The organism is Streptomyces sp. NPDC056480 (assembly GCF_042795405.1).
Lineage (GTDB): Bacteria > Actinomycetota > Actinomycetes > Streptomycetales > Streptomycetaceae > Streptomyces.
In genome coordinates this window covers 1-13977 of sequence record NZ_JBHTSA010000170.1, presented here as the reverse complement: position 1 = coordinate 13977, position 13977 = coordinate 1, and the positions used below count along the sequence as shown (strand labels likewise).

The window sequence follows — 13977 nt, the reverse complement described above, 5'->3', positions numbered from 1 at the left end:
GGGCGCGGGGGTGATCCCCCGGGCCCCGCGCCGTTCATGAGCGCCATACCCGACCGGGGAGGCCAGCCCCCCGGACCTCGCGCCCCCCATGAGCCCGATGCGCGCCACTCATGCACGCGAGGCGCGCTACTCATGGGCGCGAGGCGCGTCACTCATGGGCGCGATGCGACGCCGGCCCGCGTCAGGTCGCCTCACCGCACACGTCCCGCGCCAGGTCGCCTCCCTGCACGCAAACCGCGCCCGGTCGCCTCACCGCGCGGCAACCCGCGCCTGGCGTCGCCTCACCAGGTCGCCCCCTGCCCATGCGCCGCCAGGCCACCTCCCTGCGCATCCGGCGCTAGGTCGCCTCCCCGTACATCCGGTCCGAGGTGTCCGTCTGGGCCATCCTCCGCAGCGCCGAGAAGATCGCGTCGCCGATGACCGTGCCGACGACGACGCTCTCGACCAACACCTCGCGCGCCACATTGCCCGCCACGTAGTTGAGGTCGGCCCGCGCCACCTGCTCCGCCGCGTCCGCGTACGCGTCCAGCACCTGGGAGAACCCTCCGTGGCCGGCCTTGTCGACCGCCGCGAGGGCGACGGCGAGCGCCTCCGCCGCGGGGTTGCCCTGCTGCACCCGCCAGCCGCGCGCTGCGATCAGCGCCGCGACCTGCTTCCGCGCGTCCTCGATCCCGGCGTGGGACTCGCCGTCGTAGCGGGGCACCAGCCCGGAGGCCACCGTGCCCAGCAGCTTGTGCACCGACCGTTCGGGGTCGTCGATCGCGAGGATCACCTCGCGGATCGCCGCCACCGACAGACCGCCCACATCGAGGAGCGCCCGGATCAGGCGGAGGCGCTGCACATGCGCATCCCCGTACGAGGCCTGGTTCGGGCTCGTCAGTTCCCCGGCCGGCAGCAGTCCTTCCCGTACGTAGAACTTGATCGTCGGGATGGACACCCCGGTCCTGCGACTCAATTCTCCGATGCGCACCGCGTGTTCACCTTCCTGGTCTTGCTACGGCCTTGCCGACCGACGCCCCCATCATAGATAGTGGCGCTATCAGATAGCAGCTAGTGCCGCTATCCATACTTCCACGGGGGATCCGTATGTCCTCAGCGCACAAGAACCCGCTCCTGCGGCTCCATCGACCGCTGGTCTGGGTCGCCGCCTCCATGGGCGTCTTCGCCCTGGTCTCCGCCGTCGGCATCGTCGTCGACGACCGGATCCTGGTCGGCGTGCCGATCTGGACCAAGCCGTTCAAGTTCTCGGTCTCATTACTCGCGTACACGCTCTCGCTCGCCTGGATGATCTCGCTGCTGCACCGCGGCCGCCGGGTCGCCTGGTGGGCCGGAACCGTGGTCGCCGCCGCCAGCGCCGCCGAGATGGTGCTCATCACCGTCCAGGTGATCCGCGGCAAGCGAAGTCACTTCAACCACGCCACTCCCTTCGACGACGCCCTCTTCCAGATCATGGGCATCAGCATCCTGATGCTCTGGCTGGCCGCGCTCGTCATCGCGATGCTCCTGCTGCGCGCCAAGATCCTCGACCGGGCGATGGCCTGGGCCGTCCGGCTGTCCTCGCTGATCGCCCTGGCGGGCGCCGCGCTGGGCTTCCTGATGGTCCGCCCGACCCCGGAGCAGCTGGCGGTCGAGAAATCGCCGATCATCGGCGCCCACGCCGTCGGCGTACCGGACGGCGGCCCTTCGATGCCGCTGACCGGCTGGGCGAGCAACGGCGGCGACCTGCGCATACCGCACTTCTTCGGCATGCACGCCCTGCAGCTGCTCCCGCTGCTTCTGCTCGTCCTGGCCGCGCTCGCACCGCGCTTCGCCCGTCTCGCGGACGAACGGGTACGGCTCCGGCTCACCCTCACCGCCTCGGCCGCGTACACCGCGACCTTCGTCCTGCTGACCTGGCAGGCCCTGCGCGGCCAGGCCCTGTTCGCGCCCGACGGCGCGACGCTGGCGGGCGCGGGGGCGATCGTCCTGCTGGGCGGGGCGGCCACGGCACTCTCCCTCCGGGGGGCCTCCCCCTCCCCCTCCCCCACCCCCTCCTCCCCTCCCTCCCCTCCCACCTCGTCTCCCTCATCGCCCGACCCCCGCCCCGCCCCCGCCCCCTCCGAAAGGGAGGTCACCTCATGACGGGCTTCCTCTTCGAGCTGACGTTCCTGCTCGCCGCCCCGGTGTGGTTCCTGATGGTCTTCGCGCCGGCGTGGCGGATCACCGAACGCGTCGCGGCCTCGCCCCTGACCGTGCTGCCGCTCCTGGTGGTCTGGGCGGTCCTGGCCGCCCCGGTCGCACCAGAACTGTGGACGGCGGTCAGCAGCCCCGACATCGACACCTTCCGCGACCTCGCGGCGCTCGCGAACGGAGCCGGTGCGCTCTGGGCCCAGGTCATCGCATGGGACCTGCTGCTCGGTCAGTGGATGTACCGGGAGGCCCGTCGCCTCGCCGTGCCGGCCCTCCTGATGGGACCTCTGCTGATCCTGACGATCCTTCTCTCCCCTCTCGGGCTGCCCCTGTTCCTGGTGGTCCGCGCGGTGTGGTCGTCCAGGGCGCCGCGGCGGCGGACCGAGCCCGCACTAACCTGACCGGATGCGAGCCACCGAACGTTCCGTGGGCGCCGTCCTCGGCTCCGCCGTCGGCGACGCCCTCGGCGCCCCCTTCGAGTTCAGGCTCCCGGGAGCCTTCCGGGAGCACTTCCCCGACGGCGTCGGGGAGTTGTGCGGGGGCGGCGGCTGGGACCCCGGCGAGGCCACGGACGACACGCAGATGGCCGTCCTCGTCGGCGAGTCGCTCCTCGAACGGGGTGGCCTCGATCTTCCGGACATGTTCGACCGGTTCCGCCGCTGGGCCGCGGCCGAGCCCAAGGACATCGGCCTCCAGACCGAGCAGGTCCTGCTCGGCGGGGACCCCTGGGACCTGGCCGCCGCGACGCACTTCCAGATCAACGCGCGGGCCGCGGGCAACGGTTCGCTGATGCGGGCCTCGACCTCCGCCGTGTACTTCGCGGCCAGGGGGCGGGGCGAGACGATGGACGCCGCCCGTCGGATCAGCGCGCTCACCCATGGCGACGGTGCGGCCTGGGAGGGTACGGCGATCCTCCACGAGCTGGTCCGTGTCGCCCTCCTCGGCGAGGACCCGCTCGGCGCCCTGCCCGCGACCCTCGCCGAGGTGGCCCCGCAGCACCGGGACCGCTGGGCCACGGTCCTGGCTCCGGGCTGGCACCCGGACGAGGCCACCGAGTTCAACGGCGCGGTGTGGCCCTGTCTCGGTTCGGCCGTGTGGGCGCTCCGTACGACCGATTCCTTCGAAGGGGCCGTGGCCGCGGCGGTCGACCTGGGCGGGGACACCGACACGGTCGCGGCCGTGACCGGGATGCTCGCCGGCGCCGTGCACGGCGCCGGCGCGATCCCCGCCCGCTGGACGGCCACCCTCCACGTCCCGCTGCCCGGCTTCGGCGACCGGCTGCTGTCCGCCGACGGCCTCCGGGACCTGGCGACGGCCCTGGCGTCCGGACCACCGACCGCCTGACGGACCTCCGCCTGGCGCACCCAGACCCGCCTGACGGGCCTCCACCTGCCCGACGGACCTCACCCGCCTGGCGGACCTCCACCAGCTGCCCGACCAGCCTCCACCTGCCGGACAGGCACCCGCCCGCCTGACCGGCGGCTGCCTCGGCCTCGCCCCGGCCGCCCGCGCCTCGCCCCGGCCGCTCCAACGGTCCCCGCCGTGCTTCCGGTCCGGCCTCAGCCCCGTGCCCGTACCGTCGCCAGCACGTCGCGGTCCGGCTGGAGCGTGAGGCTCGGGACCGGGAGGATCTCCTCGGTGGTGACGTCCAGGTGGAAGCGGCGGGCCAGGACCGCGAGGATCAGGACCGCCTCCACGAGGGCGAACCGGGTACCGAGGCAGACACGGGGGCCGCCGCCGAAGGGGAACCAGGCGTACTCGGGTATCTCCTCGGCGGGTTCGCCGTCCCGTTCGATCCAGCGCTCGGGCCGGAAGGCTTCCGCGTCGCCGTACCAGCGCGGGTCGCGGTGGGTGGCCCACTGGCTCGACCAGACGCGGGTGCCGGCCGGGACGGCCACTCCGCCGAGCGTGGCCCCCTCCTTCGCGAGGCCGGTGATCAGCCAGATCGTGGGGTAGAGGCGGAGGGTCTCCTTGATGACCGCCTGGGTGTAGGTGAGGGAGGCGTAGTCGTCGTGGCCGGGTTCGTGGTCGGCGAGGACCCGGTCGAGTTCCTCGGCGAGGGCGTCGCGGACCCGCAGGTTGCGGGAGAGCAGGTACCAGGCCCAGACGAGCGTGGAGCTGGTGGTCTCGTGGCCGCCGATGTAGAGGGTGACGGTCTCGTCGCGTATCTCCTGGTCGGAGAGGGGCGCGCCGGTCTCGTCGCGGGCGGCGAGGAGGCGGCTGAGGAGGTCGGGGCGGTCGGTGTCGCCGTCGCGGTGGCGGGAGACGACGCGGGAGACCTCGGCGTCGATGACGGCGGTGGCGCGCTTGATGCGGGCGCGTCCGGGGGTCGGCAGCCAGTCGGGCAGCACCGCTCCGATGCCGCTGAACTCGGCGCCGATCTCCTTCTGCGCGACGTCCATGGCCTGTCCGATGGCGTCGGCGTCGGCGGCGGTGTCGACTCCGAAGATGGTGCGGACGGCGACGAGTTGGGTGAGGGTCGCCATCTCCTTCTTGATGTCGATGTGCTGCCCGTCGGCCCATCGGTCGGCGAGGGCGACGGCGCATTCGGACATGGTCGCCGCGTAGGAGCGGACCTGTTTCGGCCGGACGGAGGGCTGGACGAGGGAGCGCTTGCGCCGCCAGTCGGCTCCCTTGGAGACGATGACGCCGTTGCCGAGGAGGGTCCGGAAGGCGATGCCGAGGTCGGGCTGGTCGAAGGTGCGCTCGACCTCGGTGAGGAGTTCGCCGACGGTGTCGGGGTGGGCGATGAAGAGGGAGGGCTTGCGGCCGAAGCGCCAGCGGACGATGTCGCCGCGGTCCCGGAGCTGTTCGAAGAAGGCGAGCGGGTTCTTCCCGAAGGCGGGCAGGCTGCCGAGGAGGGGCACGCCGCGCGGCCCGTCGACTACAACCGGAACCTCGGTCCGCACTGCTGCGGGAGTGTCCGGTGGCGTCTCCGCCGGTTGCCCTTCGTCGTGGTTCCCGGCGTGGGACCGCCCCTCGTCCTGCGCCCCCGCGTGCGAATGACCGGCTTGCGTGGTCATGTACGTCCCCTCCCCAACTGGCCTTTCCTGCTTGTGAGTCCATGCAATCGGAAGGGCCTCGCGCGCGCCACCCCTGTGGACGACGGCCTGTGGACAACGGCTGTGTCGACGACGGAGTACGACCATCGGACGTACGGAAAAGGGCCGAGTGCCCGTGGCGTGATCGCCACGGGCACTCGGCCCCGCGCGGGAAGGACGAGGGGTCGTCAGCCCACCGAGCTGTAGGCGACGACACCCCGCAGCAGCGCGTCCACGGCCTTGCGGGCGTTCTTGGCGACGGTGCTGTTCTCCTTGGGCGCCGCCGCCGCGATCTGTCCGAGGACGTCGATGACCTGCTTGCACCAGCGGACGAAGTCGCCGGCCGGCATCTCGGCCTCGCGCAGCACCTCGTCGAGGCTCTTGTCGGAGGCCCACTGGTAGGCGGCCCAGGCGAATCCGAGGTCGGGTTCGCGCTGGCCGACCCCCTCCGCCTGGTTGATCTTGAATTCCTCTTCGAGGGCGTCGAGCCGGCCCCAGATCCTGACCATCTCGCCGAGCGCCGCCTTGGCGTTGCCCGCGGGCAGCTTGGGTGCGACGGCGTCGTCGGACTGCCGTGCCTCGAACACCAGGGCAGAGACGCAGGCGGCGAGTTCGGCGGGGGTCAGGCCCTCCCATACACCGTCGCGGAGGCATTCGCTGGCCAGCAGATCGAGTTCGCCGTAGAGCCGGGCGAGCCGCTTGCCGTTCTCCGTGACCTCGTTGCCGCGCAGGTAGTCGAGCTCGGTGAGGAGCGCGACGATCCGGTCGAAGGTGCGCGCGATGGTGTTGGTGCGGCCTTCGATGCGCCGCTCCAGCTGCTGGGTGTCGCGCTGGAGACGGTGGAAGCGCTCGGCCCAGCGGGCGTGGTCCTCGCGCTCGTCGCAGCCGTGGCAGGGATGGGCGCGGATCTCGGTGCGCAGCCGGGCGATCTCGCGGTCGTCGGCGGCGGCGGAGCGCTGCTTGTGGTGGCGCTCGGGGTTGATGTGTCCGGCCTTGCTCCGCAGGGCGGAGGCGAGGTCGCGACGGGACTGCGGGGAGCGGGGGTTGAAGGACTTGGGGATCCTCATCCGCTCCAGGGCCTCGACCGGGACGGGGAAGTCGATGGAGGCGAGCCTCTTGACCTGCCGCTCGGCGGTGAGGACGAGGGGGCGGGGCCCGTCGTGGTGCTCGAAGCCGCGGTGGCCGTTGGTGCGGCCGGCCGGGATGCCCGGGTCGAGGACGAGGGCGAGTCCGGCGAACTTGCCGGTGGGGACGTGGATGACGTCGCCGGGCTTGAGCTTCTCCAGGGAGCCGGCGGCCTGGGCGCGGCGCTGGGCGGCGCCCTGGCGGGCCAGTTCGGTCTCGCGGTCCTTGAGGTCGCGGCGGAGTCGCGCGTACTCCTCGAAGTCGCCGAGGTGGCAGGTCATGCCCTCGCGGTAGCCTTCGAGGCCCTCCTCGTTCTTCTGCACCTGCCGGGAGATGCCGACGACGGAGCGGTCGGCCTGGAACTGGGCGAAGGACGTTTCGAGGAGTTCGCGGGAGCGGTGCCGGCCGAAGCCTTCGACGAGGTTGACGGCCATGTTGTACGAGGGCTTGAAGCTGGAGCGCAGGGGGTACGTGCGGGTGCCGGCGAGTCCGGCGAGGTGGTCCGGGTCGAGACCGCGCTGCCAGAGGACGACGGCGTGGCCCTCGACGTCGATGCCGCGGCGGCCGGCGCGGCCGGTGAGCTGGGTGTACTCGCCGGGGGTGATGTCGGCGTGCTGCTCGCCGTTCCACTTGACGAGCTTCTCCAGGATGACGGTGCGCGCGGGCATGTTGATGCCCAGGGCGAGCGTCTCGGTGGCGAAGACGGCCTTGACGAGGCCCTTCACGAAGAGGTCCTCGACGACCTCCTTGAAGGTCGGGAGCATGCCGGCGTGGTGGGCGGCGATGCCGCGCTCCAGTGCTTCGAGCCATTCGTAGTAGCCGAGGACGTGGAGGTCCTCGGTGGGGATGGCGGCGGTGCGCTCCTCGACGATCTCGCGGACGCGGCGGCGGCCCTCGTCGTCGTTGAGCCGGAGTCCGGCGTAGAGGCACTGCTGGACGGCGGCTTCGCAGCCGGCGCGGCTGAAGATGAAGGTGATGGCGGGCAGGAGCCCTTCGGCGTCGAGGCGCTCGATGACCTCGGGGCGGCCGGGGGTCCAGATGCGGGAGCGCTGGCGGCGCTCGCGCTCGCGGTCGGCCTCGCGGACCATCTTGCCGCGCCGCCGGTCGCGCGGGTTGTACGTGCGCGTGTTCTCGGTGCGGGCGAGGCGCTGGAGGTCGGGGTTGACCTCGCGGCGGGAGGCGCCGCGGCCGCCGTGGTCGGTCTCCTCCTCGAAGAGGTCGTACATCCGGCGTCCGGCGAGGACGTGCTGCCAGAGGGGGACGGGGCGGCTTTCCGAGACGATGACCTCGGTGTCGCCGCGGACGGTGTCGAGCCAGTCGCCGAACTCCTCGGCGTTGGACACGGTCGCGGAGAGTGAGACGAGGGTGACCGATTCGGGGAGGTGGATGATCACTTCCTCCCAGACGGCGCCGCGGAAGCGGTCGGAGAGGTAGTGGACCTCGTCCATGACCACGTAGCCGAGGCCGGAGAGGGCCTGGGATCCCGCGTACAGCATGTTGCGGAGGACTTCGGTGGTCATGACCACGATCGGCGCATCGCCGTTGACGCTGTTGTCGCCGGTGAGCAGGCCGACCTTGTCGTTGCCGTAGCGCCTGACGAGGTCGGCGTACTTCTGGTTCGACAGCGCCTTGATCGGGGTCGTGTAGAAGCACTTGCGGCCCTGGTCGAGGGCGAGGTGGACGGCGAACTCGCCGACGATGGTCTTGCCGGAGCCCGTGGGCGCGGCGACGAGTACGCCCTTGCCCGCTTCGAGGGCCTGGCATGCCTCGATCTGGAAGGGGTCCAGACCGAACTCGTACATCTCGCGGAAGGGGGCCAGCGCGGTGGCCGCATCGGCGTTGCGGGCACGGGCGGCCGCGTACGCCTCGGCTGGTGTGAGGTCCTCTGTCATCTTGTTCTCGAGCCTACCCGCCGCCTGTGACAGTGACGCGATCTTTATCGAGGGGATGTGGAGGGGCCCGCTCCGGGCTCTTCGCCGGGTGCCGGGGCGAGGACGCGCAGGGCGCCGGGGACGCAGCTCACGGTGAGGGGGAGCCTGCCGAGGGGCTCGCCGTCGGCGTACCCGGTGGTGTCGGGGGCTTCGAGGGTGAGGGAGCGGACCCGGTACGTGGTGACCTTCGGGTGGCTGAGATGGGTGCCCTTGTAGACGCGGGGGAAGACCGTGAGCAGGGTCCGGCGGTCGCAGGCGCCGACGACGGTGACGTCGAGGAGTCCGTCGTCGAGGCGGGCGTCGGCGCAGATCCGCATGCCGCCGCCGTACGAGCTGCCGTTGCCGACGGCGACGAGGGTGGCGTCGGTCTCGATGACGCTGCCGTCGTCGAGGGTGAGGCGGTACGGGACGGGCCGGAGGCCGGCGAGTTCGGCGAGGATCGCGAGGTCGTAGGTGAAGCGTCCGGCGGGGACGCGCGCATGCGGTTGCCCCGGTCGTTGACGCGGGAGTCGAAGCCGGAGGCGAGGACGGTGCCGTACCAGCGGCCGGTCGCGGGTTCCCCGGTGAGGTCTGCGGCGGCATCTCCGGCGGGGTCCCCGGCGGGGTCCGCCGTGAGGTCTCCGTCGGGGTTCCCGGTGAGGTCTGCGGCGGCGTCCGCGGCTCGGTCTCCGGTGGGGTCCGCGTTCGGATCGCCGGCCAGGTTCCCCGCGCCCGCCAGCCCCTCGGCGCCTGTCGGGTCTCCGGCGCCGGTCGGGCTCCCGCCGGTCTCGATACGTCCCAGGTCGATGCTCCGGGCGCCCGTCGTCCTGAGGATCCGTGCCGCGACGCGCGCCGCGGTGGCCGGGTCGCGGACGGGCAGGCCGAGTGCGCGGGCGAAGTCGTTGCCGGTGCCCGCGGGGATGATCCCGAGCGGGGTACGGGTTCCGGCGACCGCCCGGAGCGCGAGGGAGATCATTCCGTCCCCGCCGACGGCGATCAGGGCTCCGGTGCCCGCCGCGACCGCCTCACGGGCGCGTCGCAGGGCGTCGTCGGCGTCGTGCCCGAGGACCGTACGTACGGAGAATCCGGCGTCCCGCAGGGCGTGGGCGGCGGGCTGGGCGGCGTGGGCGCCCCCGCCGCGGCCCGCGGTGGGGTTGACGAAGAGGGTGAGCTCGCTGGTCATGGGGTCCCCTCGGACGGAGTCTGGGGGACCCCACAGGATCAGGTGATGTCGTCGTAACCGTTCGCGCGCTGTACACCGGCACCGCCCGGTTCGCCGGTGGCCTGCTCGGGCAGGGCCCGGGAGGCGCCGACCGGCTCGATGGCTCCGACGGCCTGCGGCGTCAGGTCCAGCTCCGAGGCCTCGTCGTCGTCGAGCTCGGCGTCGGGGTTGTTGCGCTTGCGTCGCCGGTCGTTGAGGAGGGAGAAGCCGACGGCCCCGAAGTACAGGACGGTGATGGGTCCGGCCAGGGCGATCATGCCGACGGGGTCGGTGGTCGGGGTGATGACGGCGCCGAAGACGAAGACGCCCATGATCACGCCGCGCCACCAGCCGGCCATCCTGCGGCCGGTGAGGACTCCGGTGAGGTTGAGCATGACCAGGACCAGCGGCAGCTCGAAGGCCAGGCCGAAGACGAGCACCATGCGCAGGGTGAAGTCGAGGACGTCACCGAGCGAGAGGATGTTCGCGGAGCCCTCGGGCGTGAGGCTGATGAGGACCTTCACGCTGATGGGGAGGATCAGGTACGCGAGGTAGGCGCCGGCGGAGAACAGCGGTACGGCGGCGCCGACGAAGGCGTACGTGTACTTCTTCTCGCTCTTGTGCAGTCCGGGCGCGACGAAGGCCCACAGCTGGTAGAGCCAGATGGGGCTCGCGACGACGAGGCCCGTGGTCAGCGACAACTGGATCGTCGTGCTGAACGGGGCCATCAGCGTGTTGAAGGAGACGATCGCGCAGTTTCCACCGTTGCTGGTGACGTTCGGGCCGCAGGTGGGCACCGACTTCGTCAGGAACTGCATCAGCTCCTCGCTGTACACGAGGGCCACGATCGTCACCGCGGCGACGGCGAGGAGACCTTTCGCCAGTCGGTTGCGGAGTTCACGCAGGTGCTCCACGAGGGGCATCCGGCCCTCGGGATCCTTCTCCTGCTTGCGGGCAGACTTGGGCAACCCACGTCCTCATCTCGTGCGGCAGGCCGCCGCACGGTGCGGCGGCCGCGGCGGACCGGGTCAGCGCTTGGTGGTGTCCGAGGGCTCGGTCACGGGACGCGCGCTGGTCACGTCACCGGGAGCGGCCTGGATGGTGCGCGGGGCGGGCTCCTGGGCGGCGGTGCCGGTGCCGGCCTGCGGCGGGTCGGCGGGGGCGCTCTGCTGGTCGTCCGACTTCATCGCCTTGGCCTCGCTCTTGAGGATGCGGGCCGACTTGCCGAGCGAGCGGGCCATGTCCGGGAGCTTCTTGGCGCCGAACAGCAGGATGATGACGACGAGAATGAGAATGATCTCGGTGGGGCCGAGCCTACCCATAGCTGTTTACCTTCTTCACCGAGGCGACATGGAGTGCGGTGCCCGGCGGGTCGGACAATTGTCCGGCCACCGCGCTGCCTGCGATCGTAACCCGCAGGAGTAAACGCAGGGCAATGCCCTTGCATACTCCCGATTGCGTCCCGCGCGCCCGGTTCAGGGCCGCTTCACGCAGCGTACGGCACGGACTCAGCGCAGGGACTCGCCCGTTCGGGCCAGACCGACGGCGGCCGTTTCGAGGTCTTCGGCGGCCTGACTGATCCGCTCTGTGGTGTGGGCCACTTGACGGCCGAGGCGCTGGACCTCGAGGAAGACCCGGACGGCGAGGACGCCGAGGACGGCGATGCCGAGGAAGCCGAGGGCGATGGCGAGCATGGGCCAGAACATGTGCTGAGCCTAGACGTTGGGCGAGGCGGACCGGGCGGCCGGGCCGCGGCCCGGTCCTGGACGGTCGTGTCGCCCTGGCCTCCTCGTACGGCCGTGCGGAGACATGGGCCCAGGAGGCCCGGGGTTCCGGAGGCCCAGGGTTCCGGAGGCCCGGGGTTCCGGAGGCCCGGGGTTCCGGAGGCCCCGGGTTCAGACGGTCGTGTGGAGCCGAAGGGTTCGGACGCCGCCGCCGGTGAGGAGTTCGACGATGCGCTCGCCGGCGGGCTTGCGGACCGAGCTGCCGCACTCGGGGCAGGTGAAGGAGTAGAAGGTGGTGCGGCGGCTGGCCCCGATGGCGAGGCGCAGGGCGCTCGCGGAGAGCTCGAAACGGGAGCGGCAGTCGGGGCAGGCGGCCTTGAAGAGGACCGGGGCCACTGTCGCCGTAAAACCGTGCATCACGGACATTTCCCTCATCTCTCGACTTCCGCACCTCACGCACCGCGGGCCTCGCAGCGCATCCGTCCGCACCTGCCCCGGCGCGCCGTGTCCGTCACCGCACCGGTCAGCAGGTCGGTGACGTCACCACGTCAGTGACAGCGTCCCCCGCGGGGAACGTCACTCGCCCTCGTACGCGGCGAGCGCGGCGGCCGCCGCCGTCCTGGCGTTGTCGGCGAGCTCCTGCGGCGCGACGATCCGCCCGTCGCTGCCCAGCCGCAGCGCGAGCCGGCGCAGCGAGGCCGGGTCCGGCGTCCGCAGGGTGATCCGCAGCCCGCCGTCGGGCAGCTCCTCGGCCCGGTCGTGCGGGTAGTACTCGGCGACCCAGCGCCCGCCGGGGCCGACCTCGACGACCACCTCGGGGTCGTCGGCGGAGGGCTGGACCAGACCGGCGGAGAGGTCGCGCAGCTCCAGCTCGGGCGGCGCCGCGTGCTCGTCGAGGATGCGGATCTCGGCCACGCGGTCGAGCCGGAAGGTGCGGCGCGCCTCGGAGAGCCGGCACCACGCCTCCATATAGGTGTGGCCGACGGCGAAGAGCCGGATCGGGTCGACCTCGCGCTCGGTGAGCTCGTCGCGGGCGGGCGAGTAGTAGCGCACCCAGAGGCGGCGGCGCTCGGAGATCGCCCGGTCGACCTCGGCGAAGACCCCGCCCTCGGACTCGAAGGTCACCGAGAGCCGGGAGCTGGCCCCGGCGGCCTCGCCGGCGGCGGCCTCCAGCTTGGCGGTGGCGCGGAGCAGCGCCTCGCGGTCGCTCTCCCGGAGCCCGGGGAGGGTGGCGACGGCGCGGGCGGCGACCAGGAGGGCGGTCGCCTCGTCGGCGGCGAGCCGCAGCGGCGCGGCGACGTCGTCCGGGTTGTGCCACCAGATCCGGTCGCCGTCGGTGTCGATGTCGAGGAGGTCTCCGCCGCGGAAGCTGGTGCCGCACATGGGCAGCACGTCCAGGTCGGAGATCAGCTCGTCCTCGGTGATCCCGAAGGCGCGGGCGACATCGGCGACGTGGGCGCCGGGGCGCTCACGGAGATAGGTGACGAGCGAGAGCATCCGCCTCGTCTGGTCGATCGCGTTGGCAGCCATGCGGTACGTCTCCCCCTCAGCCCTTGGCCACGGCGCGCAGCCGGTCCACCACGTCGGCCCGCAGATCGGCCGGTTCCAGTACGACGACATCGGGTCCGAACTCGACGAGCCAGGCGTCGAGGCCGTGCCCGTACGGGATCTCCAGCTCGTCCCAGCCGCCTGCGCCCTCGGTCACGGACTGGGCGCGGGCGCGCAGCGGGTAGCCGCAGCCGGTGCGCAGCCGGATCCGGGCGGAGCGGGTGGCGGTCTCGCCGGCCCAGCTCTCCACGGTCTCGCGGACGGTCACGACGTCGGGCACGGGCGCGGTGAAGGCGCCGGCGCGGGAGCGGACCTTGCCGGTGATGCGGGAGAGCCGGAAGACGCGCTCGGCGCCGCGGTCGCGGTCCCAGCCGGCCAGGTACCAGTGGCCGCGCCAGCATTCGAGGGTCCAGGGCTCGACCTGGCGGACCTCGGGGCGGGCGGCGTTGGCCTTGCGGTAGTCGAAGGAGACGGGCCGGCGGTCGCGGCAGGCCAGCATCAGCGGTTCGAAGGCGGCCTCGTGGACGGGGATCCGCGGTTCGAGGGCGCTGGGCTGGGTGTCGTACGAGTCCTCGGCCTCCGGCATGCCGGCGGCGCGGAGCTTCTGCAGGGCGCCGCTGGCGGCTCCGGCGAGGCGGGCCTGCTGCCAGACCTTGGCGGCGAGGCCGAGCGCGGCGGCCTCCTCGGCGTCCAGGGTGATGGGCGGCAGCCGGTTGGAGTCGCGGCGGGCGAGGTAGCCGGTCTCGCCCTCCAGGTTCTCGACGGTCTCGATGACGAGGCCGAGCTCGCGGAGGTCGTCCTTGTCGCGCTCGAACATGCGGTTGAAGGCATCGTCGCCGCTCGCTTCGAGGTAGGCCTCGATGGAGCCGCGGAGCTCCCGCTTGCTCAGGGGGCGGCGTGTCCCGAGCAGGCACAGCGCGAGATTCATCAGCCGCTCGGACTTGGCAATCGCCATCGACGCCCCGCACCCCTTCGCCGGTTCCACTTCTCGGACGTCCGACCGTACCGCCCCGGGGTGTCGGGACCAAAGCCGGGACCGGAGCCCGGACCGGAACCCCGGGCGAAGCCCGGACAGGAGCCCGACGGAAGGGAGAACCGGAGCCCCACAGAACCGTGACCGGAGCCGGACCGGGCCGGGCCGAAGCCGGACCGGGCCGGAGCCGGGCCGGATGGCCGACCTGGCCGGAGCCGGAGCCAGACCGACACGGGAGCCGGACCGGACCGAGACGGGAGCCGGGCCCGGGCCGGGAGCACGGCCG

The 13977-nt window shown here is 72.3% G+C and carries 12 protein-coding genes and 2 pseudogenes; 3 read left to right on the top strand and 11 right to left on the bottom strand.

Features of this window, described 5'->3' with window-relative positions; genetic code table 11:
• Positions 1 to 337: 337 nt before the first annotated feature.
• A complete protein-coding gene (locus ACFQ79_RS37820; RefSeq protein ID WP_383592178.1) occupies positions 338 to 970 on the bottom strand; it encodes a MerR family transcriptional regulator in 633 nt (210 codons plus the stop codon).
• A gap of 182 nt (positions 971 to 1152) precedes the next feature.
• Here ACFQ79_RS37820 and ACFQ79_RS37815 point away from each other — a divergent pair, with 182 nt between their 5' ends.
• The 3 genes from ACFQ79_RS37815 to ACFQ79_RS37805 are packed head-to-tail and all read left to right on the top strand — an operon-like array spanning position 1153 to position 3513.
• The gene (locus ACFQ79_RS37815; RefSeq protein WP_383592184.1) at positions 1153 to 2121 is read left to right on the top strand and encodes a hypothetical protein; all 969 of its coding nucleotides are present in this window, start codon (positions 1153 to 1155) and stop codon (positions 2119 to 2121) included.
• A complete protein-coding gene (locus ACFQ79_RS37810; RefSeq protein WP_383592175.1) occupies positions 2118 to 2570 on the top strand; it encodes an ABA4-like family protein in 453 nt (150 codons plus the stop codon). Before ACFQ79_RS37815 ends, ACFQ79_RS37810 begins: the two co-directional genes overlap by 4 nt.
• A 4-nt stretch (positions 2571 to 2574) precedes the next feature.
• Positions 2575 to 3513 (top strand): ADP-ribosylglycohydrolase family protein, encoded by a 939-nt coding sequence (locus ACFQ79_RS37805; protein WP_383592173.1) that lies wholly within the window; start codon positions 2575 to 2577, stop codon positions 3511 to 3513.
• A 215-nt stretch (positions 3514 to 3728) separates the two neighbouring features.
• Here ACFQ79_RS37805 and ACFQ79_RS37800 read toward each other — a convergent pair whose 3' ends face one another.
• The 10 genes and pseudogenes from ACFQ79_RS37800 to ACFQ79_RS37755 all read right to left on the bottom strand — a co-directional run bounded on the left by ACFQ79_RS37800 (position 3729) and on the right by ACFQ79_RS37755 (position 13673).
• A complete protein-coding gene (locus ACFQ79_RS37800) occupies positions 3729 to 5192 on the bottom strand; it encodes a cytochrome P450 (protein WP_383592170.1) in 1464 nt (487 codons plus the stop codon).
• Positions 5193 to 5398: 206 nt separating this feature from the next.
• Complete coding sequence (locus ACFQ79_RS37795; RefSeq protein WP_383592167.1) at positions 5399 to 8227, bottom strand: DEAD/DEAH box helicase; 2829 nt, start codon at positions 8225 to 8227, stop codon at positions 5399 to 5401.
• Positions 8228 to 8271: 44 nt separating this feature from the next.
• A pseudogene (locus ACFQ79_RS37790) lies at positions 8272 to 8816 on the bottom strand (sphingosine kinase); the annotation flags it as partial.
• Positions 8817 to 9035: 219 nt separating this feature from the next.
• Positions 9036 to 9428 (bottom strand): annotated as a pseudogene (locus tag ACFQ79_RS37785) (diacylglycerol/lipid kinase family protein); the annotation flags it as partial.
• Between the two features lie 38 nt (positions 9429 to 9466).
• Positions 9467 to 10369, bottom strand: a complete 903-nt coding sequence (tatC, locus tag ACFQ79_RS37780; protein WP_383592181.1) for a twin-arginine translocase subunit TatC — start codon at positions 10367 to 10369, stop codon at positions 9467 to 9469.
• Between the two features lie 105 nt (positions 10370 to 10474).
• Positions 10475 to 10768: a Sec-independent protein translocase subunit TatA gene (tatA, locus tag ACFQ79_RS37775; RefSeq protein WP_383592164.1), complete on the bottom strand. Its 294-nt coding sequence runs from the start codon at positions 10766 to 10768 to the stop codon at positions 10475 to 10477.
• A gap of 186 nt (positions 10769 to 10954) precedes the next feature.
• On the bottom strand, positions 10955 to 11152 hold the full coding sequence (locus ACFQ79_RS37770; protein WP_383592161.1) for a hypothetical protein: 198 nt from the start codon (positions 11150 to 11152) through the stop codon (positions 10955 to 10957).
• 189 nt (positions 11153 to 11341) lie between these two features.
• Positions 11342 to 11605, bottom strand: a complete 264-nt coding sequence (locus ACFQ79_RS37765; RefSeq protein WP_055598400.1) for a hypothetical protein — start codon at positions 11603 to 11605, stop codon at positions 11342 to 11344.
• A 141-nt stretch (positions 11606 to 11746) separates the two neighbouring features.
• Positions 11747 to 12700, bottom strand: coding sequence for a YafY family protein (locus tag ACFQ79_RS37760; protein ID WP_266964204.1), 954 nt, complete (start codon positions 12698 to 12700; stop codon positions 11747 to 11749).
• 16 nt (positions 12701 to 12716) lie between these two features.
• Positions 12717 to 13673: a helix-turn-helix transcriptional regulator gene (locus ACFQ79_RS37755; RefSeq protein WP_383592158.1), complete on the bottom strand. Its 957-nt coding sequence runs from the start codon at positions 13671 to 13673 to the stop codon at positions 12717 to 12719.
• Between the last annotated feature and the right edge of the window lie 304 nt (positions 13674 to 13977).